The 23189-nt window shown below is 64.3% G+C and carries 23 protein-coding genes; 1 reads left to right on the top strand and 22 read right to left on the bottom strand.

What is annotated here, in order from left to right:
• Positions 1 to 388: 388 nt before the first annotated feature.
• From AUJ55_04605 to AUJ55_04500, 22 genes are all read right to left on the bottom strand, one after another.
• Positions 389 to 724 carry a hypothetical protein gene (locus AUJ55_04605; GenBank protein OIO58793.1) on the bottom strand — a complete coding sequence of 112 codons (336 nt, stop codon included), beginning with the start codon at positions 722 to 724 and terminating at the stop codon, positions 389 to 391.
• 38 nt (positions 725 to 762) lie between these two features.
• Positions 763 to 993, bottom strand: a complete 231-nt coding sequence (locus AUJ55_04600) for a thioredoxin family protein (GenBank protein OIO58790.1) — start codon at positions 991 to 993, stop codon at positions 763 to 765.
• A gap of 12 nt (positions 994 to 1005) precedes the next feature.
• The gene (locus AUJ55_04595; protein ID OIO58789.1) at positions 1006 to 1320 is read right to left on the bottom strand and encodes a hypothetical protein; all 315 of its coding nucleotides are present in this window, start codon (positions 1318 to 1320) and stop codon (positions 1006 to 1008) included.
• Between the two features lie 7 nt (positions 1321 to 1327).
• The gene (locus AUJ55_04590; GenBank protein OIO58792.1) at positions 1328 to 2257 is read right to left on the bottom strand and encodes a hypothetical protein; all 930 of its coding nucleotides are present in this window, start codon (positions 2255 to 2257) and stop codon (positions 1328 to 1330) included.
• A 130-nt stretch (positions 2258 to 2387) separates the two neighbouring features.
• Entirely contained in the window at positions 2388 to 2894 is a 507-nt protein-coding gene (locus tag AUJ55_04585) for a hypothetical protein (protein ID OIO58788.1), read from the bottom strand.
• Positions 2891 to 4432: a hypothetical protein gene (locus AUJ55_04580; protein OIO58787.1), complete on the bottom strand. Its 1542-nt coding sequence runs from the start codon at positions 4430 to 4432 to the stop codon at positions 2891 to 2893. Before AUJ55_04580 ends, AUJ55_04585 begins: the two co-directional genes overlap by 4 nt.
• A gap of 64 nt (positions 4433 to 4496) precedes the next feature.
• Positions 4497 to 5201 carry a phosphate transport system regulatory protein PhoU gene (locus AUJ55_04575; GenBank protein OIO58786.1) on the bottom strand — a complete coding sequence of 235 codons (705 nt, stop codon included), beginning with the start codon at positions 5199 to 5201 and terminating at the stop codon, positions 4497 to 4499.
• Positions 5202 to 5282: 81 nt separating this feature from the next.
• Positions 5283 to 6068, bottom strand: coding sequence for a phosphate ABC transporter ATP-binding protein (locus tag AUJ55_04570; protein ID OIO58785.1), 786 nt, complete (start codon positions 6066 to 6068; stop codon positions 5283 to 5285).
• Positions 6065 to 6910, bottom strand: coding sequence for a phosphate ABC transporter, permease protein PstA (locus AUJ55_04565; GenBank protein ID OIO58784.1), 846 nt, complete (start codon positions 6908 to 6910; stop codon positions 6065 to 6067). Before AUJ55_04565 ends, AUJ55_04570 begins: the two co-directional genes overlap by 4 nt.
• Positions 6907 to 7866, bottom strand: coding sequence for a phosphate ABC transporter permease subunit PstC (locus AUJ55_04560; protein ID OIO58783.1), 960 nt, complete (start codon positions 7864 to 7866; stop codon positions 6907 to 6909). Before AUJ55_04560 ends, AUJ55_04565 begins: the two co-directional genes overlap by 4 nt.
• Before the next feature lie 248 nt (positions 7867 to 8114).
• Positions 8115 to 9155 (bottom strand): phosphate ABC transporter substrate-binding protein PstS, encoded by a 1041-nt coding sequence (locus tag AUJ55_04555; GenBank protein OIO58782.1) that lies wholly within the window; start codon positions 9153 to 9155, stop codon positions 8115 to 8117.
• Positions 9156 to 9242: 87 nt separating this feature from the next.
• Positions 9243 to 10298 (bottom strand): hypothetical protein, encoded by a 1056-nt coding sequence (locus AUJ55_04550; GenBank protein ID OIO58781.1) that lies wholly within the window; start codon positions 10296 to 10298, stop codon positions 9243 to 9245.
• A 231-nt stretch (positions 10299 to 10529) separates the two neighbouring features.
• Complete coding sequence (locus AUJ55_04545) at positions 10530 to 11600, bottom strand: phosphate ABC transporter substrate-binding protein PstS (GenBank protein ID OIO58791.1); 1071 nt, start codon at positions 11598 to 11600, stop codon at positions 10530 to 10532.
• Positions 11601 to 11850: 250 nt separating this feature from the next.
• Entirely contained in the window at positions 11851 to 12870 is a 1020-nt protein-coding gene (locus AUJ55_04540) for a phosphate ABC transporter substrate-binding protein PstS (protein OIO58780.1), read from the bottom strand.
• A gap of 614 nt (positions 12871 to 13484) precedes the next feature.
• Positions 13485 to 14579 carry a hypothetical protein gene (locus AUJ55_04535; protein ID OIO58779.1) on the bottom strand — a complete coding sequence of 365 codons (1095 nt, stop codon included), beginning with the start codon at positions 14577 to 14579 and terminating at the stop codon, positions 13485 to 13487.
• A gap of 106 nt (positions 14580 to 14685) precedes the next feature.
• Positions 14686 to 14913 carry a molybdopterin converting factor subunit 1 gene (locus AUJ55_04530; GenBank protein ID OIO58778.1) on the bottom strand — a complete coding sequence of 76 codons (228 nt, stop codon included), beginning with the start codon at positions 14911 to 14913 and terminating at the stop codon, positions 14686 to 14688.
• On the bottom strand, positions 14910 to 16145 hold the full coding sequence (locus AUJ55_04525; GenBank protein ID OIO58777.1) for a hypothetical protein: 1236 nt from the start codon (positions 16143 to 16145) through the stop codon (positions 14910 to 14912). The genes AUJ55_04530 and AUJ55_04525 overlap by 4 nt, the downstream gene beginning before the upstream one ends.
• Positions 16146 to 16541: 396 nt before the next feature.
• Positions 16542 to 17564 carry a cyclic pyranopterin phosphate synthase MoaA gene (locus AUJ55_04520; protein OIO58776.1) on the bottom strand — a complete coding sequence of 341 codons (1023 nt, stop codon included), beginning with the start codon at positions 17562 to 17564 and terminating at the stop codon, positions 16542 to 16544.
• Positions 17561 to 19144: an L-aspartate oxidase gene (locus tag AUJ55_04515; protein OIO58775.1), complete on the bottom strand. Its 1584-nt coding sequence runs from the start codon at positions 19142 to 19144 to the stop codon at positions 17561 to 17563. Before AUJ55_04515 ends, AUJ55_04520 begins: the two co-directional genes overlap by 4 nt.
• 187 nt (positions 19145 to 19331) lie before the next feature.
• Positions 19332 to 19706: a hypothetical protein gene (locus AUJ55_04510; GenBank protein OIO58774.1), complete on the bottom strand. Its 375-nt coding sequence runs from the start codon at positions 19704 to 19706 to the stop codon at positions 19332 to 19334.
• Positions 19707 to 19940: 234 nt separating this feature from the next.
• Positions 19941 to 20960 carry a tryptophan--tRNA ligase gene (locus AUJ55_04505; protein OIO58773.1) on the bottom strand — a complete coding sequence of 340 codons (1020 nt, stop codon included), beginning with the start codon at positions 20958 to 20960 and terminating at the stop codon, positions 19941 to 19943.
• Between the two features lie 82 nt (positions 20961 to 21042).
• Positions 21043 to 21696: a site-2 protease family protein gene (locus AUJ55_04500; protein ID OIO58772.1), complete on the bottom strand. Its 654-nt coding sequence runs from the start codon at positions 21694 to 21696 to the stop codon at positions 21043 to 21045.
• A gap of 150 nt (positions 21697 to 21846) precedes the next feature.
• Between AUJ55_04500 and AUJ55_04495 the strand changes: the two genes are divergently transcribed.
• The gene (locus tag AUJ55_04495; protein OIO58771.1) at positions 21847 to 22992 is read left to right on the top strand and encodes a hypothetical protein; all 1146 of its coding nucleotides are present in this window, start codon (positions 21847 to 21849) and stop codon (positions 22990 to 22992) included.
• Positions 22993 to 23189: the final 197 nt, after the last annotated feature.

The raw sequence follows: 23189 nt of genomic DNA, 5'->3' as shown, positions 1-23189 counted from the left end.
GTCCGTAGCGAGCCGAGTGGGGAATCGAGGCCAAATTTTCACGGTTTTGAGGATCATAGTGGTGTCTATGTGACGAAAAACCGGGGAAATTTGGACCGATTACCCGCCGGCGCACGACTGCATGGATGCAGGAGGTAGAGCAATGCAGGAGCAATTGCCGAGTAGGACGATCTCAAGTCCGACAGACTCCTAGGGAAGCGCTGATTGATTAGCGCTTCCGAGCGACCCAGGGATGGGTCGCCAAAATCAGGAACGTAAGTGACTGATTTTGCAAGCGAAGCAAAAACGACGCTTTTTGCGAAGCGTGCTGATTCAAGGCAGGAGCCTTGAATCAGCGTTTCCCTAGGGTTGATCGGTCGCGCCCGGGCGGGGGGCGCCGATGGAACGACTAGCCGCACACCCCCGTGCGCCGGGCGAAGGCCTCCCGGTCGGCGGCGTGGATCAGGTCGCTTGGCAGATGGGTGGCCAGCAGGTCGCGCAGCGCCCCCTGCAAAGCGTCGCTGCTGTCGCTGAGTCGATAGAACATCCAGGCCCCCTCCCGCCGGGCGGCGACCACCCCGGCATTGCGCAGATAGGCCAGATGGCGTGAGACCATGCTTTGGGGCAGTTCCAGAACCTCGACCAGATCGCAGACGCAGCACTCCCCGGCATGGAGCAGCAGCGCCACGATGCGCAGTCGGGCCGGTTCGCTCAGCGCCTTGAACAGGGCGGCACGGCTCTCGATGAAGCCCGCGACCGCTTGATTCGCCGGGGCGACGGCCATTACAGCCACCCATCGATCTTCTTGCGGTCGGGGATCCCACCGGCATGCACCACCTTGCCGTCCACCACCACGCCGGGGGTCGACATCACCCCGAAGCCCATGATCTGCCCCAGGTCCTCGACCTTTTCCAGTTCGATCTCGACCCCCTTGGCGGCAGCGGCGGCTTGAATCAGCTCATAGGTGTTTTGGCAGTTTTTGCAGCCGGTGCCCAGTACCTTGATGCTTTTCATCAACGCTCCTTTTCAGCAGCAGGCGGTGCCGTTGGCGGTTGGGGTGCAGCCGCACCCCTCGGCGGCGATCACCTGGGGCAGCACCGCTTTGGGTTTGGGGGGCTCGGCGGCGCTTTGTTCGTCGAAAGCGCTGTCGAGCTGTTGGGCAGCCTCGTCGCGGATGTGGCGGGCGACCTCGATGACGGTGGCGATCTGGTGTTCGGGGATGCCGTATTCCCGCAGCTTTTTCAATTGGCACTGCCCCATGGCGGGGTGGTTGGCGGCGATGCCGCTGGCCAGGGCGACCATGGCGACGATGGAGCCGTGGAGTTGAGGTTGGTCGGTCATGTGTTCCTCAGGCGATGGCGTTGAACAGCCAACCCACCAAGGTGATGGCGATGGCTAGAATGGCGACGAACAAAGCCAGAGCGGGCCAGCGGATCACCTTGCGCAGGATGATCAGCTCCGGCAACGACAGGGCGGCGATGCTCATCATCAGCGCCAGGGTCGTTCCCAGAGCGACCCCCTTGCCCAGCATCGCCTCGGCCACCGGGATCACCCCGACGGCGTTGGAGTAAAGGGGGATCCCCATCAGCACGGCGGCGGGGACGCTCCAGAACCCACCCCCTTGACTCAGCGCGGCGATCCAAGCGGCCGGGACGAAGCCGTGAAACAGCGCCCCGACCCCCACCCCGGCAAGGACCCATTTCCAGATGCGACCGACGATCTGTTTCACCTCGCCAACCGCAAAACGGTGCCGTTCGGTCAGGCTGGTGCCGGTCTCGGGCAACCCGGCATCCCCCATCCTAATCTTCCAGACGTAATCTTCGACCCAGCGCTCGGGGTGGAAGCGTTCGATCACCAGCCCTCCGACCCAGGCCACTACCACTCCGGCGGCGACATAGAGCAGGGCGAGCTTCCAGCCGATGATCCCGGCCAGCAGCACCACTGCGACCTCGTTGATCATGGGGCTGGCGATCAAGAACGAGAAGGTCACCCCCAGGGGGATTCCCGCCTCGACAAAGCCGATGAACAAAGGGACCGAGGAGCAGGAGCAAAACGGGGTCACCGCCCCCAGGCCAATCGCCAAACCGCGGGCACTCTCTTTCGAACGGCCCCGCACCAACTGGCGCACCCGTTCCGGGCTGATCAGCGCCCGCACCAGCCCCATCAGGTAAATCACCACCACCAACATGACGAAGATTTTGCTGGTGTCCTGGATGAAGAAGATGGCCGCCTCGGCAGTGGGGCTGCCTGCGGTCAGGCCGGCCAGATCAAGCAGCAGCCAGCGGGCGAGGCTCTCAAACACGTGAGTTCTCCAAAGCCGAATATGCGGATATGCGAATATTACAAGGGGGAATCATCGCCAAATGACCCCCTATGTCCAGCGCAACGACGGCGTGGCGTCCCGCCTGTTAGTCCTCGAACCCCTCGGCAAGCTTGGGTTTGAGCAGCAGCACCAGCCCCCCTTGCTCGATCACCGCGACCCCCGCCTTTTTCAAAATCACCTCGCCGCCACACAAGCGCCGGGCCAGCGCTTCAAGACTGGGGTTGTGGCCGACCAGCCACACCGTTTCGCTGCTTCCGTCCCCCGCCTCGAAAGCGGCGCCGATCTCGTTGCACAGAATCTGCTCCTCATCGGGGGTGAGCCGGTCGTCGAGCTCGATGTCGGGCAGTTTCATATCCAGATCGTGGGCCAGATGGGCGATCAGGTGGGCGGTTTGGTTGGCGCGGCGGTAGGGGCTGCTCAGGATGCGGTCGGGGGCCGGCAACAGCGGTAGCGCCAGACGCAGCACCGCCAAGGCCCGCTTGGCCCCTTTGGGGGTGAGCTCGCGCAGGGCGTCGGGTTTGTCGCCACCGCGATCCTCGGCGATGCCATGGCGAATCAGGACAACGGTGCCGATGGGGGAGGGGGATGTCATGACGCTTTTGCTCCTTTGCGGATCACCCGCAGGCGACGGCCGAAAACCTGACGAAACGATTTGCGCTCTTCGTGCACCGCCCAGATCACCAAGGGGTGGCGATCATACCAGACCCGTTCGAGGTTGAAGGTCAAGGTGGTGGCGGTCAACAGGGCAGGCAAGGGAACGGGCAGGGGGTCGCGGGAGCGGTTCAAGGCGACCGCGACCCGCAGAATGGCGGCGAGCTGCGTCCCCAATCGGGCATCCTCGATGACCAACTCGGCCCACGCCTCGGAGGCGGGGGAGGGGGGGCGCTTGCGGTGGTGGTGGACAATGCCCGCCATCAGCCGTTGCTCGCGCAAAGAAAACCCCGCCATGTCGGCATTGCGCAACATGTAGGCCGAATGGCGGTGGTAGCCGTCGTGGGAGATCGACAGCCCAATGCAATGCAGTTGCGCCGACCATTCCAGCAGTGCACGCCCCTCGTCAGGCAAACCGAGGGGCAACGCTAGGGTGTCAAAGATCGCCACGGCGCTGTCGGCCAGACTTTGGGCATAGCGGCGGTCGACGCGGTAGCGGTGTTGGAATTGCTCGATGGTGCGCTGGCGCGGATCGTCCCCCCCCGCCCTGAAAATGCGGGCGCGCAGCGATTCGAGCACCCCCTCGCGCAGCGCCCCCATTGAAACGTGGACTTGCTCCAGCCCCAGCGATTCCATCACGGTGGAGAGGATCGCCAGCCCCCCGGCGATCACCTCGATGCGGTCGTCGGTCAGCCCCGGCCAGCTTTTGCGCTGCGACGGTTTGGCATCGCTGTGGATGCGCTCGACCAACTTGCGGACCGCGCTGGCCGGAATCACCTCTTCGCTGGGGGCATAGCCCATCTCCTTGGCGATGCGACCGATGGATCTGATGGTCCCCGAACAGCCAACGGTCACCGCATCGGTCGGCTGGGTCAGGGTCGAGCGGTAGGGTTCAAGGGTGTCGCGAATGTGGCGGATCGCCTGGCGCCATCCCTTAGGGGTGACCTCGCCGCCCGGAAAGAACAACTTGGTGTGGCGCACGCAGCCCAGATTGAGGCTTTCGGCCCGATGCAGGTGCCGACCTTCCCCCACTGCGATTTCGGTGGAGCCGCCGCCGATGTCGATCACCCGTACCGGCCCTGCGAAGGTGGGTCCGGCGCTGACCGCACCCATAAAAATCAACCGTGCCTCTTCGAAGCCCGAGATCACCTCGATCTCAAAGCCGGTCTCCTCCAGCGCCCGCTCCAAGAACAGATCGCTGTTGTGGGCATCGCGCAGGGTCGAGGTGCCGGTGGCCCGCACATGCAGGTTTTCCATCCCCCCCAGCCGCTCGGCGAAACGGCGCAGCGCTGCCCAACCCCGCTCCATAGCGTCGAGATCGAGCATCCCGTTGGGTTGCAACCCGGCATTGAGGGCGACCCGGTCGCGCAGCCGGTCGACGATGGTCAACCCCTCGGCGGGGTCGAAACGGGCAAGGGTCAGGTGGAAGGAGTTGGAGCCGAGATCGATGGCGGCCAGATGGGCGGCGGATGACGGCACGAGTTGCTCCCGGTTGGAGGCGGAGCGTCCGCCTGGGCAGGAAGGGGGTGAAGCCCGGAGGACCCTACTTGGCGATCCGATGGACCTCTTGGGCCATGGTAGCCGGATCGGTATGGCGGATCACCTTCCCTTTGACCATGTAGAGGACCAGCTCGGCGATGTTGGTGGCGTGGTCGGCTGCCCGCTCCAGATTCTTGGCGACCGAGATCAGCGCCAGCGCCTGCCGGATGCTGCGAGGGTCTTCGAGCATGTAGGTCAGCAGTTCGCGCTGGATGGCGGTGAAGTGGTGGTCGACCTCTTCGTCGCGGCGGCAGACCTCAAGCGCCAGCTCGATGTCCTGGGCGATGAACGAGGTCATCGCCTTGTCGATCAGCGCCAGCGCCGCCATCGCCATGGTCTGGATCTGGGTCAGCGGTTTGAGGGGGGGTTCCTTGCTCAGGTCGATGGCCCGCTCGCAGATGTTCACCGACAGATCGCCCATACGTTCAAGGTCGGTGGCGATCTTGATGGCGGTCATCACCAGCCGCAGGTCGGATCCGGCCGGTTGGCGCAGCGCCAGCAGCCGGATCGCCATCTCGTCGATCTCGACGTCGAGGCGGTTGGCGATGTGATCTTGGGCGATGGTCCGGTTGGCCAGATCGACATCCCGTTCCACCAGCGCCTGAATGGACGATTTAAGGTTCTCCTCCACCTGCCCGCTGAGTTTGAGAATCAGGGACTTGAGTTGGCTGAGCTCCTGTTCGAACTCGTGGCTGATGTGTTGGGGCATGGCAATCCATCCAGGGTGCGGCGGTGAAGGGGCCAACGGCCCCGTAGGTCCTGCGGTCGAACAGGGGGTGAGTCTGACGGCTTAGCCGAACCGTCCCGTGATGTACTCCTCGGTTTTGGTCTGGCTTGGATTGGTGAAAATCGTTTCGGTGTCGCTGTATTCGATGATCTCACCCTGATAGAAGAAGGCGGTGAAGTCGGAGACCCGTGCCGCCTGCTGCATGTTGTGGGTGACGATGACGATGGTAAACCGCTGTTTAAGCTCCTCGACCAGCTCCTCGATTTTCAAGGTGCTGATCGGATCGAGCGCCGAGGCCGGTTCATCCATCAAGACGATCTCGGGCTCGACCGCCACGGCGCGTGCGATACACAGGCGCTGCTGTTGACCGCCCGAGAGCGCCTGCCCCGACTGGTGGAGTTTGTCTTGCACCTCCTCCCACAGAGCGGCGTCGCGCAGCGCTTTTTCGACCCGTCCTTCGAGCTCGGAGCGGGGGATCTTCCCCTTGAGCCGAATGCCGTAGGCGACGTTGTCGAACACGCTCATCGGGAAGGGGGTCGGCTTTTGAAAAACCATGCCGATCTTGGTGCGCAGCTCGATCAGGTCGATCTTGGGATCGAGAATGTTCTGCCCGTCGATCAGGATCTCCCCCTCGGCCCGCTGCCCTTTGTAAAGGGAGAACATCCGGTTGTAGGTGCGGATGTGGGTCGATTTGCCGCATCCCGAGGGACCGATGAAAGCGGTCGCGCAGCGTTCTGGGATCACCAGGTTATTCTCTTGGAGGGCCTGATGTTGACCGTAAAAGAAGTTCAGGCCGCGAACCTCGATCTTGGGGGTCACGTTCTGAAGGGTTTCTGAAACGATGCTCATGAAGTTCTCCGACGGTCGCGGAACAGCAGCCGGGCCGTGATGTTCAGCCCCAGAACACCAGTGGCGAGCAGCAATGCCGCCCCCCATGCCTGGGTCTGCCAGTCCTCGTAGGGGGACATGGCGTAGTTGAAGATGGTAACGGTGAGGTTGGCCATGGGATCGGTCAAACCCGAGGGCCAGTAAGGGCTGTTCAGGGTGGTGAAGAGCAGCGGGGCGGTTTCCCCCGAAACCCGGGCCACCGCCAGCAGCACCCCGGTAATAAGGCCGACCTTGGCGCCGCGCAGCGCCACATGCAGCACCATGTGCCAGTAGGGGGCGCCCAAAGCCAGAGAGGCCTCGCGCATCTCTTGTGGCACCAGTTTGAGCATCTCTTCAGAGGTGCGGGTGACCACCGGCAGCATGATCAGCGCCAGCGACACCCCCCCCGCCAAGCCCGAAAAGCCTCCCATCGGCACCACCAAAATGGCGTAGACGAAGATGCCAATCACAATGGAGGGGGCGCTCATGAAGGTGTCGGCCAAGAAGCGGATCACCTTGCCGAGCCGCTCGCCCCGCCCGAACTCCGAAAGGTAAATCCCCGCCAAGAGCCCCAGCGGCACCCCGCCCAAGGTCGCCAGCAGGGTGATGATGAGGGTGCCGGTGATGGCGTTGGCCATCCCCCCTCCGGGGACGCCGGGGGGGGTGGGCAGATCGGTCAGGAAGGCCCAGTTGATGGCCGCCCCCCCCTTTTGAAAGATCACCACCAGGATCCACAGCAGGAAGAACAGCCCCACCACCGCTGCCAGACTCGACAGCACCAGGGCCAGGGCATTGACCGCCCTACGGCGTTGCACGCGGGTCATCGCTTGCCCTCCGCTTTCTCGGCGCTTTGGATCCACTTCTCGGCCAGTGAGAGGACGACGAAGGTGATCAGGAAGAGCACCAAGCCCAGCTCGACCAAGGAGGAGAGGTAGAGCGATTCGGAGGCCTCGGTGAACTCGTTGGCGAGGGTCGAGGCGATGGTGTTGGCCGGGTTGAACAGCGACCACCCCAGCTCGTGGGCGTTACCGATGACGAAGGTGACCGCCATGGTCTCCCCCAGTCCACGGCCCAACCCCAAAAACAGGGCGCCGATGATGCCCCGGCGTCCGTAGGGGATCACCACCTTCCAGATGACCTCCCAGGTGGTCGCCCCCAACCCGTAGGCCGATTCCTTCAGCATGGGGGGGGTCATCAGGAAGATGTCGCGGATCAGGGAGGTCATGAAGGGGAGGATCATCAAGGCCAGCACGATCCCGGCGGTCATCAGGCCGACCCCGATGGGGATCCCTTCGAACAGGGGGATGTAGCCGAAGTACTCCTGCAACCAGGGCTGCACATCGTCGGCCAGGATGGGGGAGAGGTAAAAAAGCCCCCACATGCCGTAGATGATGCTGGGGATCGCGGCGAGCAGTTCGATGGCGGTGCCGAAGAAGGGGCGCAGGAACTGGGGCGAGAGCTCGCTCAAAAAGACGGCGATTCCGACCGCCAAGGGGACGGCGACCAGCATGGCGATCAAGGTCGAGACGATGGTGCCGACAATGGTGGTCAGCGCCCCGAACTCTCCGGTGACCGGATTCCAGGCGTCGCTCCACAAGAAAGAAAAGCCGAACTTCTGAATCGATTCCCAGGAGTCGCTCACCAGGGCAATCACCATGGCGGCCAAGACGACCAGAATGGTCAGGGCGGCCCCCGTGGTGATCCAGCGGAAGAGGGGATCGAACCGGGCCAGCCGGGTTGGGGATGAGGCCGGTTGGGCCGTCGTCTCAGAGCTGCTCATGAAGGATTCCAGGTTGAATGGCCGTCCAGGGCACCGATAGGGCTTTGGCGGAGGGGGCGACCCTCACGCAGATACGCTAACGGGGGATTTTCGCCACGTGATGACCGCGCGGATGTGCAGTGCAGGCAATGGTACCGGCCGGTCTGACCCGGCTCAACCGCGAAGGGGATGAACGCGCCTACAAAAGACAAGAAAAACGGGCACATCCATGTGCCCGTTTAGCAGAAGGTCCAGCTGGACTACGACGCTTACCAGACGGCCTTGCCGTTCGCCTGGATCTCGTTGTGCCATTTTTCTTCGATCTGTTGGACCAAGCTCTCGGGCAGGGGGACGTAATCGAGCTTGGCGGCCATGTCCTGACCGTTCTTGAAACCCCAGTCGAAGAACTTCAGCACCCGCTGAATGGCAGCGGCGTCGGTTTGGTTCTTGTAGACCAGGATGAAGGAGGCACCGGCGATGGGCCAGCTGTTCTTACCGGGCTGATCGGTCAGCACCATGTACATGCCGGGGGCTTTTTTCCAATTGGCGTGGGCAGCGGCGGCCTGGAAGGCCTCCATCGAGGGGGCGACGAACTCGCCGCCTTGGTTGCCCATCAGCACGTGGGCCAGCCCGTTTTGCTTGGCGTAGGCGTACTCGACGTAGCCAATGGAGCCCTTGATCTTCTTGACGTAGTTGGCCACGCCCTCGTTGCCCTTGCCGCCAACGCCGACCGGCCAAGAGACCGCCTTGCCGTTGCCGGGACCGCTGGCCCAGGGGGAGCTGACCTTCATCAGGTAGTTGGTGAAGACCCAGGTGGTGCCGGAGCCGTCGGCCCGGTGCACAACGGTGATCTTCTGATCGGGCAGCGTGACGCCGTCGTTCAGGGCGGCAATGCGCTGATCGTTCCAGGCGGTGATCTTGCCCAAGAAGATGTCGGCCAGCACTTCACCGGTCATCTTGACCTGGCCGGCTTTGACGCCGGGGATGTTCACAACGGGAACCACACCGCCGATGACGGCGGGGAACTGCATCAGACCGACTTCATCCAGCTCCGCCGCCTTCAAGGGGGCATCGGAGGCGCCGAAATCGACGGTCTTGGCCTTGATCTGCTGGATGCCGCCGCCGGAACCGATCGATTGGTAGTTGAGCTTCACGCCGGTCGCTTTTTCGTAGGCGAACGCCCATTGCGAGTAAACCGGGTAAGGGAAGGTGGCGCCGGCGCCGTTGATCATTTCGTCCGCGTGGGCGCTGGTGACGAGTAGACCGGCCAGAGCGGCGCCGGTCAGGGCTTTTTTCACGGTGCTGATCATGTCATGACTCCTTCTTCGGGAAGGGGAATATGCCGTATGCAAGAACCCTCGACGGCGCATCCTGCGTCCGTCGAGGTTCGCTCGCGATTAGAAGCTGTACTGCGAGAACACGCCCATCCACTTTTCTTTCGAGGTGGTGGCGCCGCCGGTTTTGCCCTCTTTGGCGATGTAGCCGACGGTGAACTTGGCCTGCTTGGAGGCGGCGTAGTCCAGGCCGACCATGATGCGGGTGCCCTCGACCTTGGTGGTGGCGTTGTTGCTGTTGGCGTCGTAACGGGCCACCGCGCCCAGACCCTCGCCGAACGAGCCGTAACCCCACACCGAGTAGGCGGTGGTGGTGGTGGCGCTGCCGGTGGCGGGGGCCGACTTGTTGCTCAGGTAATTGACGCCGGCGGTGAAGACGCCCTTCTGCTGGTAGACGGCCATCAGCTGCATCAGGGTCTGCTTGGTGCCGGTGACCGAGGTGCCGCCGGTGTAGGTGGTGGAGGCGTTGGTGCCGCTCTTGAATCCGAGCGAAACGTCCAGACCCTCGATGGGCGCCAGCGAAACGCGGGCGGCCAAGTCCATGGCGTTGGCAGCAGAAGGTTTGCCGTAGCCGCCGCCGTTGGTGTAGGTCACCCAATACTTGACCATGTCGGCGGGCTTACCCTTGAAGGTGACGCCCAGGTCGGAGGAGTGCTCGTAGCCCAACTCGTCGACCAGCACCTTGCCGAAGTAGCGGTGACCCCACAGCCCCTGCTCGTAGTCGATCCAGGGGGTGTGGGCCTGCCCCAAACGGAACTGGAAGGCATCGGAGACGTGGTTTTCGATGAAGGCGTACTTCACGAACACGTTCTGGTTGCGCTTCAGGCCGGCGACATTGCCCTGCTCGTTCTGCAGATCGGTGGTGAAACGGGCGCTCCAGTTGTCCTCGCCCTTGTACTTCATATCGATGTACCAGCGATCGACCGCCAGCCCCTGGGTCTTGGTTTGGGCGCTGGTGGCGTTGTCTTTCTGGTAGCTGGCCAAGCTGATGAAACCCTTCATGCCGACGGTCAGCTTTTGACCGTCTTTCTCCGCCACGGTCAGGCCGCTGGCTTGGGCGGTGGCAGCGAAGGCGATCATGCCGACACCAGCGGCGGCCATCAGGATGCGGTGCTTCATTGTGGGTTCTCCTCAATGTTTGGAATCGTGTGGGCGGAAGGTGTGCCCGGTCATGGAATTCACGGGGGGAAGATTAGGGGGCGTTTGTGACCAAATTTTGACGGGGCGCAAGATCGCTCAAAGAAACCGGTGCTGTCGGGCGTGCACAAAAAAACCCGCAAATATGCGGGTTTTTTGTGGGGTGATGGGGTGATGGGGCGTGGCTGGGGCTACGGCGTAGGTTGTAAGCGATTATTTTTGACCCACCCGGGTCCCCAGGGCGGCGGGGTCGAGGTGGATGGAGCGAAAGCTCAGCTGCTCATCCCAACGATGGCGGATGGTGTCGACCAAACTGGGGGGCATCGGCACATATTGCAGGATCGCCGCCGTTTTCTGCCCCTGCTCGAAACACTGGTCGAAGAAGGCGAGCACCCGCCGGGTTTGGGTGGGGTGGTCGCTGTGTGCAGGAAGCAAGGCGTAGGTGACCCCGGCGATGGGCCAGACCTCCGCGCCCGGTTGGTCGGTCAGCACCATAAAAAATCCAGGGGCATGCTTCCAATCGGCGTGGGCGGCGGCGGCTTGGAACGATTCCATCGAGGGGGCGATGAAGTTGCCCTGCCGATTTTGCATCCGCAGCAGGGTCAGTTTTTTGGCCATTGCGGCGCCGAACTCCATGTAGCCGATGGCCCCAACCGTCGAGCGCACCTTCTCGGCAACCCCCGAGTTGCCGTCCGCCCCGATGCCGACCGGCCAGGCGATCTCTTTGTCGGTCCCCAATGTGTTGGCCCAGTCGGAGCTGACCTTGGTCAGGTAGTCGCTGAAAATCCAGGTGGTCCCCGATCCATCGGCCCGGTGGACAACGGTAATGTCGATGGGGGGCAGGGTCAGATCGGGGTTGAGCTGTCTGATTTCGGGGTTATTCCAACGCCGGACCTGCCCCATAAAGATTTTGGCCAGCAAAGGACCGGTCAGGTTGAGCTTGTTGCTCTCGATCCCCGGCAGATTGGCCGCAGGGACCACCCCCCCCATGATGAAGGGGAATTGCACCAGCCCCCTCTCGCGCAGCTCTTCCGGTTTCATCGGGGCGTCCGAAGCGCCGAAATCGACCGCGTTGGCAACAATCGACTTGATCCCCCCCCCCGATCCTATCGCCCGGTAATCGAATCCCCCTTTGTTGAGTAAGTCGTAGCCCCAGACCGCCAAAACCGGAAAGGCAAAGGTCGATCCGGCGCCAAGAATACCGTTGTCGGCACGGCTCGGTTGCGGGAGGGCGAGAAGCAGCATGCCCAGAGCCAGGCTCCATGCGCGGATGGCACAACGCAGAGATTTCATTTGGGTGTCCGTGGGGTCAAACGGGGGATGACGGGCCAAAACAGGAATGGCCCGAAGGGATCAGGGGCGGATCATGGAAGGGGCATTTGACGGCGGCATGACCGCGATGATCAGGTTGGCTGCCGCCATTCTGCGGCGGTTCAGGTGCTGCCAAGGAGGGCAAAAAAAACGGGGGGTGTGCTGCGCAGGGGAGCAATTTATTGGCCTTGCGGGGGCGGCCATCCGCCCCCGCAAGGGTCGATCAATAACCGAGCTTATCTTTCCAGACGGTCTGAATGGTGGGCATGACCGTCTCGGGAATGGGGATGTACTGCAGGGCGGTGGCGGTCCGATTGCCCTCGTGCAGGGTGCGCTCGAAGAAGTCGAGCACCTGCTTGACCTGGGAGGGGGCCTCGTCGGTGGGGATCAGGGCGTAGGTCACCGCAGTGATCGGCCAGGATTGGGCGCCAGGCTGGTCGTTCAACACCATGAACAGGCCTGGGGCGTTGTTCCAGTCGGCGTGGTTGGCAGCCGCCTGCACCGCCTCATGGGTGGGGGCCACAAAGTTGCCATCACGGTTTTGCAGCTGCGGCAGTCCCAGCCTCTTGGCTTTGGCGGTCCCTAATTCGGTGTAGCCAATGGCGCCGGGGGTGGCGGCGATGGCGGTGGCGACCCCCTTGTTGCCCGCCTGCGCCTCTCCAACCGGCCAGACGACCTTTTTGCCGGTGCCGATCGAGTCGGCCCAGGCGGGGCTGACCTTGGTCAGGTAGTCGGTGAAGACCCATGTGGTCCCCGAACCCTCGGTCCGGTGGATCACCTTCACCGCCAGATCGGGCAGGGTGATGCCGGGGTTGAGGGCGGCGATTTCAGGTGCGTTCCAACGGGTGATTTTGCCCCGGAACAGGTCTGCCAGGACGGGGCCGGTCAGCTTGAAGTCCTGGGTGGCAAAGCCGGGAAGATTCACGGCGGGAACCACCGCCCCCATGACCAACGGGAACTGAACCAACCTCTTTTCGACCAGTTCGGCCTGGGTGAGCGGCTCGTCGGAGGCGGCGAAAAGCACCTTGCGAGCCTCGACGGCTTTGATTCCCGAGCCTGAGCCGGAGGGCTCGTAACTGAAGCTGTTCCCCCCGGAATAGTCGAAACCCCAGATGCTGATGACGGGGAAGACGAAGGAGGATCCGGCCCCGCTCAAGGGGGCGGCTTGGGTGGCGGTGCAAGCCAGGGTCAGGGCGAGCAGAGTGCCCCAAAAAGTCGGGCGGTTCAGGGTTTTGGCGTTCATCGATGCTCCTTAAGGGGGCGAGGGGTGTCCGCTCGGCCGAACGCTGGCAAAGGGCGGCGGATGAGGATGAGGGCAATGCCGCACGTGGTGCGCGGGAAATCGCGAAAAAAAGCCCGGAAATCGCAGGCGATCCCCGGGCTTCGCAAGGGGTGGACCAGGTTAATGAATGTTTAGGGAAGCGCTGATTAAAGGCCTCCTGCCTTGAATCAACACGCTTGGCAAAAACCAAAAGTAGGCGCTATGAGGCGGCGATGGTTTTTGCTTCGCTTTCGAAATCGGCAGAGCTTCGGCGACTTAGGTCGCTTCCTACGACGGCGCTATTTTGGCAGCCCATCCCTGGGCCGCTCGGAAGCACTAATAAATCAGCGCTTCCCTAGGGTTTAGCGTGCTTGTCACGCTATCGTCAAAAAAATGGTTGGGGATAAAAAATGCAAACCATTGTTTTTGCAGGGATATCTTGGTTGGCAGTCAAGATGCGGTCATCAATCGGGGGCGAATGATCGAGTTTTTCAGTCGGGTAACTGTGAGGCACATCTCAATTCGACCGACAAAAACGGGGGGTGGGCAAGCGGAGGCAAAGCGGGGGCGGGGGTGCGGATGAGGGGGACGGCCCCTCAGTGCCCCCCGCCGCGGGCGGTGTGCAGGATGTGGGGAATCAAATCGGCCACGGCGCTCAGCGAGGTGGCGGCGCCCCGGCGGGAGCCGGGAAGGTTGAGCATCAAACAGGGGGCGCCATTGGGCGCGTAGGCGATCCCGGCCAGCCCCCGCCCCAGCAGCGAAAACCGGGTCTCCTCCCGCCCCACGCGATGAATCTCATTCATCACGCCGGGGAGTTGCTTGCTTAACACCGGCGCCGTCGCCTCGGGGGTGACGTCGCGGGGGCCGCAGCCGGTGCCGCCGCAGGTGAGGATCAAGTCGGCGTGCCCCGAATCGCGCTGGGCCGTTAACCAAGCGGCGATGCGGGGTTGATCGTCGGGGAGCAAATCGCGGGCGACGATGCTGCCCCCCCAACCCTCGATCAGGGCGGCCAGGCGATCCCCGGCGCTGTCCTGTTTCAGCCCCCGCGAATCGGAGAGGGTGAGGATGGCGGCGCGGACGCCGGTGAGGTCGGGGGCGAAAGCCGAAGAGGGTGCGGAGGTAGGAGCGCCGCCCTCGGCGCGATGCTTTTCGGTGGTTTGAGCAAGGGGGATCGCGCTGTGGGATCGCGCCGGGGCGGCGCTCCTACCGGGGGCGTGGGTGGCGTGGTCGATCCCGGATTCGCTCCAGTGCTTCATGGCGTCGATGCACCCCGGACACGCCTCGACCCAGCGCTCACGCCCGTCCTCCAGAATCTCCCTCTTCCAAAAGGGGGCCTGCACCTTAAGAAAGTCAATCAGATACCGGCAGGCGGCAAACGCCTCGTGGCGGTGGCGGGCGATGGCGGCGGTGAGGACGATGTTTTCGTGGGCCTTGAGATGGCCGACCCGGTGGACCACCGCCACATCGAGCACCCCGAACCGCTGTTTGGCCGCTTCGGCGATGCGGGTGAGCTCTTGCTCACACATGCCGGGGTAGTGCTCCAGTTCGATGGCGGCGACATGGCCGTCATCGCTCTGCTCGCGCACCGTGCCAACAAACAGCACCTCCCCCCCGGCGTCGTGACCGCCCGCCCGCAGCTCGCCCAGCAGGGCGGCAACGTCGAAATCTTCGGTTTGAACGCGGACGATCACAGCCGCACCAGCGTGAAACCGAAGGCGTCATTCCGGGGCGGCACGGGCTTAGGGTGGATGCCTGCTTTCGCGGGAATGGCGCCGCAGGGAAGGGGGCTGGTCATCCTCAACCTCCCGTCACCGGAGGAAAAAAGGCGATTTCGTCGCCATCATTCACCAACGCAGCGTCGTCCACCCGCTCTTGGTTCAGGGCCGCCTGCACCAGCGGGGCGGTGGTGTGGGGGGCGTAGGTTTGGCGGATGGCCCCGACCGTCAGCCCCGGTTCAAAGGGGAGTTCGCGGGTCGAAGTCCCCATCTGCTCGCGCAGCCGGGCGAAGAAGAGCACCCGGATCATGCCGACCGTCCCAGCACTGCAGGATCGAGCACCACCGCATCGACCGTTTCGCCTTGCGCCACCTCATTGACCGCTTCGGGCAAGATCGCCAGCGCCTCGGCCGCCGCCATGGCGCTGAGCACCCCGGAACCCTGGCTTCCCGCCGAGATGGCCCACCACGCCCCTGCACGGTTTTCAAGCCGCACCCGGTTGTAGTGGGCGCGGCCATCCTTCTTGCGCATGGGGGCGGCCAGCCGTACCCGGATGGTCGGCAGCGCCAGAGCGCTTTCGGGGATCCCCATCAATTTGCGCAGCGCCGGGACGAGGAAGAGATACCCCCCCACCAGGGTCGAGACCGGATTGCCCGGCAACCCCAACACCGGCACATCGCCCACATGACCATAGGCCAGCGGCTTGCCCGGCTTCATGCGGATCTTCCAGAAGTTCATCTCAAACCCGACCTCGCCCAGCACCTCTTTCACCAGGTCGTAATCCCCCACGCTCACCCCGCCGCTGGTCACCAGCAGGTCGGCGTGGCGCAGGGCGTCGAGAATGCGGCTGCGCAGATCGGCCTTGTCGTCCTTGGCGATGCCCAGGTCGATCACCTCGCCGCCGCTTTGTTGGATCAAGGCGGCGAGCGTAATGGAGTTGGAGGAGACGACCTGACCCGGACCGGGGAGCACCCCCGCCGGAACCAACTCGTCGCCGCTGGCCAGAATCGCCACCCTGGGACGGCGGAAGACCCGCACCGAGCCCCGCCCGCATGAGGCGGCGACCCCCAGGGCGGCGGGGCCCAAGGTTTGGCCGGGGCTCAGCACCGCATCGCCCACCGCGATGTCCTCCCCCTGAAGGCGGATGTTGGCGCCAACCTCGGGCAGCTTGTGGGTTGTCACCGTCTGGCCATCCCAGGTGCAGTCCTCTTGCATCACCACTGTGTCGACCCCCTCGGGGATCGGGGCGCCGGTGAAGATCCGTACTGCTTGCCCGGCAGGAAGAGGGGCGGGGACGCCGGGGGCGGCGTGGACTTCCCCCGCCAGGGGAAGCGGTTGCCCCTCGGTCACGGAGCCGTAGCGGATGCCGAAACCGTCCATGGCCGAGTTGTCGCCGTTCGGCACATTTACTTGAGAGACCACCGTTTCGGCCAGCACCCGGCCCGCCGCCAGGGTCAGGGGGATCACCTCGCGCCCCACGGGGACGAGGGGGGCGAGGATGCGGGCAAGGGCTTCGGCGACGGAGATGTTTTGCTGGGTCATGGAATCGATAAGACCTATAGGATCTATGGGACCAATAAGAGGGGGATCGAGGCGGGCTAGGAACCTGTCGGACTTACCGGTCCACCACCCCCCCGAAGCGTCATCCCCCCGCAGGCGACATGGTAGGAGCGCCGCCCTCGGCGCGATTGCGTCTGAGGCGATGCGGTAGGAGCGCCGCCCCCGGCGCGATTACGTCTGAGGCGATGCGGTAGGAGCGCCGCCCCCGGCGCGATTGCGTCTGAGGCGATGCGGTAGAAGCGCCGCCCTGGGCTGCTCGGAAGCGCCGACGCACTCGACCCGAACGCCCCCCGTGAGCGTCCCCCCCTTGTTCAAGGGGGGACAGGGGGGATTTACAGGCGCTTCAATGGCGGAGTTTTGCCTTGAACCAGCGCTTCCTCAGCCCCCAGTCGCCGCCATCGCCCGGTGCAATTTTCCGGGGTGCTCATTGAAGTCGTGCTGTTTGGGCTTGCGGGCCACCGCCGCCGCAATCGCCTGACGCAGCCCCGCAGTCCCCCCCTCGCGCAGGGCGCCAGCCAGGTCGGCCCGGTCCTCCTGCCCCAGGCAAAGAAAAAGCTCCCCCTTGGCCGAGACCCGCACCCGGTTGCAGCTTTCGCAAAAGTGGCGCGAAAGGGGGGTAATCAGACCGATGACGGTCCCCAGTTCCACCACCCTGAAATACCGGGCCGGTCCCGCCCCGCTGCCCAGCACCACCGGTTCAAGGGTGTAGCGGGCGGCGAGCTGCTGTTCCAGCTCGGTCAGAGGCAGGGCGTGGGCGGCGGCGTCGAACCCCTCCACCCCCATCGGCATGGTTTCGATCAGCCGAAGCGTATGGCCGTGCTGCGCGCAAAACTCGATCAGCTCGGGGATTTGATCGTCGTTGACCCCTCGCATCACCACGGTGTTGATTTTGATCCGCTCAAACCCCGCCCTCTTGGCCGCCACCAACCCCTCCAGCACCTGAGGCAGGCGGTCGCGCCGGGCCACGTCGGCAAATACGGGGCGGCGCAGCGAATCGAGGGAAACATTGAGCCGCTTCACCCCGGACGCCCTTAACGCATCGGCTTTTTCGGCCAGGTGGGTGGCGTTGGTGGTCAGCGACAGGTCGCGCAGCCGCCGGTCGCGTCCGATCTCGGGCAACCAGTCGAGAAGATCGGGGCGCAGCAGCGGCTCACCCCCGGTGATGCGGATGTGTTGCACCCCCAGATCCATAAAGGCGCGGGCGATGGCGACCATTTGCTCGCCCGGCAGCATTTCATCCTTGCCCAAATACCCCTCGTACCGCTCCGGCAGGCAGTAGCGGCAGCGCAGGTCGCAGCGGTCGATCACCGACAGCCGCAGGTAGCCGATCTTCCGCCCGAAGGGGTCGATCAGGCCGGGCTGGAAGTCGTCGCTGCGCGGCAGGGGGGCCAGGGGATTCATGGGGTGTCGGTGGGCGGAGGGCTGCCTGCCATCCAGTGCAGGCCGATGGAGTTGGGGCGGTTTTGCCCCCCCTGGGTAATCAAGCGGGCCACGACAGTCAGGTTGCGCAGTTCGAGCAGGTCGCGGTCGACGGTGAAATCCCAGTAGTACTCGGCGATTTCCCGCTCGATCAGGTCAATGCGCTGCCGCGCCCGCTTCATCCGTTTGGCGGTGCGCACGATCCCCACGTAGTCCCACATGGCGCGACGGATCTCTTGCCAGTTATGGGTGATGACCACCCGCTCGTCGGGATCGGTGGTGCCGGTGGTGTCCCATTCGGGCAGGCGGCGCAGCTTGGGCAGGGTTTCGCTGCGTAGGCGGCGGGCGATGTCCTCGGCGGCGGCGCGTCCCATCACCACACATTCGAGCAGGGAGTTGCTGGCCAGCCGATTGGCGCCGTGCAGCCCGGTGCGGGCGGTTTCGCCAACGGCGTAGAGGGCGTCGACCGAGGTACGGGCGCGGATGTCGGTGGCGACCCCCCCGCACAGGTAGTGGGCCGCTGGGACCACCGGAATCGGCTCATTCACGATGTCGATCCCCATCTCTAGGCAGCGACGGCGGATGGTGGGGAAGTGGGACTCGATGAACGCCTCCCCCTTGTGGCGGATGTCGAGGTAGACGCACTCCTGGCCACTGCGCTTCATCTCGGCGTCGATGGCCCGCGCCACAATATCGCGGGGCGCCAGCTCCCCCTTGGGGTGGTAGCGGTCCATGAAACGTTTGCCCCGCCGGTCGACGAGAATCCCCCCCTCGCCCCGCACCGCCTCAGAGATCAAGAAGTTCTTGGCCTCGGGGTGGTACAGACAGGTGGGGTGAAACTGGAAGAACTCCATGTCGCGCACCTGAGCCCCGGCCCGGTGGGCGATGGCGATGCCGTCGCCGGTGGCGGTGTCGGGGTTCGAGGTGTAGAGGTAGACCTTGCCCGCCCCCCCGGTCGCCAGCACCACGGCGCGGGCCGAGACGGTCACCACCTGGCCGAGCTCTTCGTCAAGCAGATAGGCCCCCCGGCAGGCGCCCCGGGAGCCGGGCTCCAGGCCGCGCAGTTTGGCGTCGGTCATCAGATCGATCGCCATGTGGCTCGCCAGGTAGCGGGTGTTGGGGCGCTGTTTTGCCTGGGCGGTGAGCGCCGACATGATGGCGGCGCCGGTGGCGTCGGCGGCGTGCAGGATGCGCCTGCGGCTGTGCCCCCCCTCGCGGGTGAGGTGAAAGCCGGTGGTGCAGTCGGCCTCCCCCGAACACAGGGTGAAGGTCACCCCCGCCTGGACGAGAAAAGCGATGGCGGCGGGGGCCTGCTCGACGATGAAACGGACCACCTCGGGATCGTTGAGACGGCTGCCCGCCTCCAGGGTGTCCTCGATGTGGGACGCGAAGGAATCTTCGGGGTCGGTCACCGCCGCGATTCCCCCTTGCGCCTGGAACGAGTTGCACTGCTCCACCGCCGATTTGGCGGCGATGACCACCGAAACGGTGTCGGGCAGCGACAGGGCGCAGGCCAGTCCGGCGCTACCACCGCCGATGATGAGGACGTCGCATTCGATCAAGGTGGATTCCCACGTGTGAACGGTGTTGTGGTGGCGGCGGGGTGCCGAGCCACCCTTGCGTTTTCCCTTGTGCGGCGGGGGTCGGGCGACCGCTTGCCGGTGGATGCTCTGCGCTTATCCACCCTACGTTTCGGGCTTCGCGGCGGCGTAGGGTGGATAAGCGCAGCGCATCCACCTTTCCCCCCGATCAGCCCCCCTCTTCCCGCTCCTTCACCGCCGCCAGACAGCAGATTCCCTCGGGGTTGGTGTGGCGGCAATCGCACCCCTCGCTGCCGATCTTGGCGGCGATGGTTGCGCTCACCGGGTCTGCTTTCTTACGGGTTTCGACCTGATCCCAGGTGAAGCCGAAGCAGGGGCAGGCAATCGCCGGGTCGGCCCCCAGCTTGGCCCCGTAGGGGTGCTTGAGGTGCTCCTGGGTCAACACCGGGTTGCCAACCAGGTTGGAATAGACCACCGCGCAGCCGGGGGTGCGGCAGATGAACAGCGGACCCTTTCCTCCCCAGGCGGCCAGCCCCCCTTCGTTCAGCACCGATTCCAGGGTGGCGGCCAGCACCGTGCGCATGGGGGCGCCGCAGCGGGGGCAGGGGATGGGGGGCGGCCCTTTTTGGGGCGGGGCCTTGGGGTCACAAGTGGCGGGGCCACAAGTGGCGGGGCCACAAGTGGCGGGGCCACAGCCGCAGGCGCCGGATGCACAGGTGGTCATGGTTACCTCGTGGTATGAACAATCGCGGCGAGGGCGCCGCTCCTACCAAGATCCCCACCGCCCCCCTTGGGGTGGGGGGGCCGATTGCCGTCCTCAGACCGCCCCCCCGCGAATCGCTTCGTGGTCGGGCAACCCCATCGCCTTGCGCACCTCGGCCATGGTTTTTTCGGCCTCGCGCCGGGCTCGCAGCGAGCCGCCAACCAAGAGGTCTTCGATCTCACGGGGGCGCTGCTCCCAGAAGGCGACGCGCTCGCGGATGGGGGCGAGCTCGGCATCCATAAACGCCCAGAGCTTTTTCTTGCAATCGATGCAGCCGATCCCGGCGCTGCGGCACCCCTCGGCGACTTCGTCCCGTGTCGCCTGATCCGAAAAGGCCTTGTGGTAGTCGAAAACCGGACAGACGTCGGGATCGCCTGGGTCGGTTCGCCGCACCCGCTGGGTGTCGGTGGTCATGGTCATGATCTTCTTTTTGGCCGACTCCTCGGCCTCGCCGAGTGCGATGAAGTTGTTGTACGACTTGCTCATCTTGCGCCCGTCGGTCCCCAGCAGTTTCGAGGCGGGGGTGAGCAGCGCTTGGGGCTCGATCAGCGGGCCACGGGGCGGCTCGTCGGGGCCGACCTTCTCGCCATACAAATGATTGAAGCGCCGCGCCACCTCGCGGGTGAGCTCGATGTGGGGAACTTGGTCTTCGCCCACCGGCACCCCATCGGCCCGGTAGACCAGGATGTCGGCGCTTTGCAACAGCGGGTAGCCGAGGAAGCCGTAGGTCCCCAAATCTTTGTGTTTGAGGTTTTCGATCTGATCTTTATAGGTGGGCACCCGCTCCAGCCACGACAGCGGGGTGCTCATCGAGAACAGCAGGTGCAGCTCGGCGTGCTCCGGCACCCAGGACTGCACAAAAATCGTCGCCTTTTCGGGATCGATCCCGGCGGCGAGCCAATCGACCATCATGCCGGTCAGCGACGCCTTCACCAGACCGGGGTTGGCATATTCGGTGGTTAAAGCGTGCCAATCGGCGGCAAAGAAGAAGCATTCCTCCGTCTCTTGCAGCTTGGCCCAGTTGACCAACACCCCCATGTAATGCCCGAGGTGAAGACGACCGGTGGTGCGCATGCCGGAAAGAATTCTGCGACGACTCACGGGAGAGCTCCTTGGTACAACTTGGTAGGTGAAGGGAGACGGGCTTGGGGCCGCTCTACTGAATGCCCGCCAAAGAGAGCAGGGTCAGGATGACACTACGAATGACCGGTCCAATCACCGCGCCGAGCATACCGGTCATGAGCAGGGCCAATAAAATCAAAAAACCGAATGGCCCGATACGGGACAGCTGATACGAAGCGCCGCGCGGCAGCAGCCCCACCGCCACCCGCCCCCCGTCCAGCGGGGGGATCGGGATCAGGTTGAAGACCATCAAAATCGCGTTGATAAGCAGCCCTGCCTGGGCCATCTCGTACAGCGGCTGGGCCAGCCAGTCGCTATCGAGCCCGGCGGCGATTTTGAGTACGACGACCCAAAGCATCGCCTGCAACAGATTGCTGATCGGCCCCGCCGCCGCCACCCAGACCATGTCCCGCTTGGGGTGGTTGAGGTTGCGGAAGATCACCGGCACCGGCTTGGCCCAGCCGAACAAAAAGGGAGAGCCCATGATCACCAGCCCCAGGGGGACGACGATGGTGCCGACCGGATCGATGTGGGCGACGGGGTTGAGGGTCAACCGCCCCAGCATCCGGGCGGTCGAATCGCCCAGCCGGTCGGCGACCCAGCCGTGCGCCACCTCGTGCAGGGTGATGGCCAGCAGCACTGGCAGCGCCCAGATGGAGATGTTGTGGAGCAATTCCGATTCGAACATGGGGCCGCCGGGGAGAATGGGTTCAAGGGGGGGTGATCATACCCACTTCGGGGGGGGTGTGCCCGTGGTTGTGGCGGCCTGTCGACACATGGCGCAACGAATATGATCCCGTAAGATGACCCCTCCCATTGACCGAGGAGTTTCCCCCCGATGTCGACCAGTTTGCTCGCCGAATACGAAGGGTTGGTGCAACGCCACCCCGCCGATCCCTACGCACGTATGCAGCTCGCCCGTTTGTGGGAGCGGCAAAAGCGGTGGGACCGGGGGGCCGAGGCGTGGTTGGGGGTGTTGCCGCTTTTGCAGGGGATTGAGGGGTGCCAAGAGGATTACGTCGAGGGGTTGGAGACCCTGGGGGACTGGCTGAGCAGCGGCAAACTCGCCCCCTTCGAGCGCTTCCCCCCCCTGGCGCTACGGGTCGAACTGGCGGTTGTCTCGGCCCGGGCTGAGATCCACCTGACCGATCAGGTCGAGCAGCTCAGGCGCAAGCAGCGGGCCGAGCTGCTCAAACAACTGCTCGCCGACCGCCGTTTCGAGGCCGATCCGGTGCAGTTCCCCGAGGGTGAAAACCTGGTGCGGGATGGGGACTCCAAGGGGGAGATCTTCCTGCTGGTCGAGGGGGCTTGCGACGTGTTGGTGACCGGAACCTCGATTTGGGAGATCGCCGAGGAGCCAACCCTGCGCTGGGTCGACCGGCTCGGCCCCAACGAAATTTTCGGCGCCTCCCCCCTTTTTCCCGCTTCGGACCACTTCAAAGAGACGATCGCCACCCGCACCCCCTGCAAGGTGTTGCGTTATCGCTACGAGCGTTTCGACTGGCGCGAGCAGGGGGAGGGCCGGGAGCTGTTTCAGCGCAATGTGTTGTGGGGCCTTGGCGCCCACCCCTTGTTTTCGGCGTTGAGCCCCACGTTCAGATTTCTGCTCGCCTTTTCGAGTCAACCTCGGCGCTTAAAACCCAAAGATATCTTGTGTGAAGAGGGGGACAGCGGCGGCTCGCTTTATCTGGTGCTCAACGGCTGGGTGGCGATCCATGCCCGCAACGGCGAGGGGGTGCCGGTCACGGTGTCGCGTCGGGGTCGGGGGTATGTGTTGGGCGAGGTGGGGGCCATCGATGCGGTCCGCTCGGCCTCGATGGTGGCCGACGACGATCTGTACCTGGCCGAAATCCCGGAAAAAGCGGTGCATCAGTTGATGCGCCACCTCCCCGCCTTCAAGGGGCTACTGGCCGAGCAGCACCGGTTTCATCTGGAGCAGAATCTGGAGGGGACAAGGCTGCTCTACCCGAGGCCGAGGGGGTAGTGGGTGGGGGGTGAAAACCCCCAGGTGTTGAACCCCCTCGTAGGAGGCGTCCCCGACGCCGATGCAGGGGGCGCCTCAAGCACCGGACCCCTTCGATGTGCCGGTCGGTCCCTTCGGGTGAGATTCGCGGTCTATGCGACGCTTTGCCCCTTCATTCGCGGTCGGGGACCGCTCCTACGAAAACCCCAAACCCTGCT

Source organism: Proteobacteria bacterium CG1_02_64_396, assembly GCA_001872725.1.
In the GTDB taxonomy this organism is placed as follows: Bacteria; Pseudomonadota; MNWR01; order CG1-02-64-396; family CG1-02-64-396; genus CG1-02-64-396.
Note: the sequence above shows the minus strand (reverse complement) of the source record. Positions and strands in the feature narration are given on the sequence as shown.

Bases quoted from the DNA above. Each gene is read 5' to 3' on its own strand.
- AUJ55_04530 (OIO58778.1), bottom strand. From the start codon at position 14,913: ATGATCCGGGTGCTCTTCTTCGCCCGGCTGCGCGAGCAGATGGGGACT.
- AUJ55_04585 (OIO58788.1), bottom strand. From the start codon at position 2,894: ATGACATCCCCCTCCCCCATCGGCACCGTTGTCCTGATTCGCCATGGC.
- AUJ55_04565 (OIO58784.1), bottom strand. From the start codon at position 6,910: ATGACCCGCGTGCAACGCCGTAGGGCGGTCAATGCCCTGGCCCTGGTG.
- AUJ55_04495 (OIO58771.1), top strand. From the start codon at position 21,847: ATGTCGACCAGTTTGCTCGCCGAATACGAAGGGTTGGTGCAACGCCAC.
- AUJ55_04595 (OIO58789.1), bottom strand. From the start codon at position 1,320: ATGACCGACCAACCTCAACTCCACGGCTCCATCGTCGCCATGGTCGCC.
- AUJ55_04550 (OIO58781.1), bottom strand. From the start codon at position 10,298: ATGAAGCACCGCATCCTGATGGCCGCCGCTGGTGTCGGCATGATCGCC.
- AUJ55_04560 (OIO58783.1), bottom strand. From the start codon at position 7,866: ATGAGCAGCTCTGAGACGACGGCCCAACCGGCCTCATCCCCAACCCGG.
- AUJ55_04600 (OIO58790.1), bottom strand. From the start codon at position 993: ATGAAAAGCATCAAGGTACTGGGCACCGGCTGCAAAAACTGCCAAAAC.
- AUJ55_04525 (OIO58777.1), bottom strand. From the start codon at position 16,145: ATGACCCAGCAAAACATCTCCGTCGCCGAAGCCCTTGCCCGCATCCTC.
- AUJ55_04510 (OIO58774.1), bottom strand. From the start codon at position 19,706: ATGCGCACGGTGCTGGCCGCCACCCTGGAATCGGTGCTGAACGAAGGG.
- AUJ55_04520 (OIO58776.1), bottom strand. From the start codon at position 17,564: ATGAATCCCCTGGCCCCCCTGCCGCGCAGCGACGACTTCCAGCCCGGC.
- AUJ55_04505 (OIO58773.1), bottom strand. From the start codon at position 20,960: ATGCGCACCACCGGTCGTCTTCACCTCGGGCATTACATGGGGGTGTTG.
- AUJ55_04555 (OIO58782.1), bottom strand. From the start codon at position 9,155: ATGATCAGCACCGTGAAAAAAGCCCTGACCGGCGCCGCTCTGGCCGGT.
- AUJ55_04570 (OIO58785.1), bottom strand. From the start codon at position 6,068: ATGAGCATCGTTTCAGAAACCCTTCAGAACGTGACCCCCAAGATCGAG.
- AUJ55_04500 (OIO58772.1), bottom strand. From the start codon at position 21,696: ATGTTCGAATCGGAATTGCTCCACAACATCTCCATCTGGGCGCTGCCA.
- AUJ55_04575 (OIO58786.1), bottom strand. From the start codon at position 5,201: ATGCCCCAACACATCAGCCACGAGTTCGAACAGGAGCTCAGCCAACTC.
- AUJ55_04540 (OIO58780.1), bottom strand. From the start codon at position 12,870: ATGAACGCCAAAACCCTGAACCGCCCGACTTTTTGGGGCACTCTGCTC.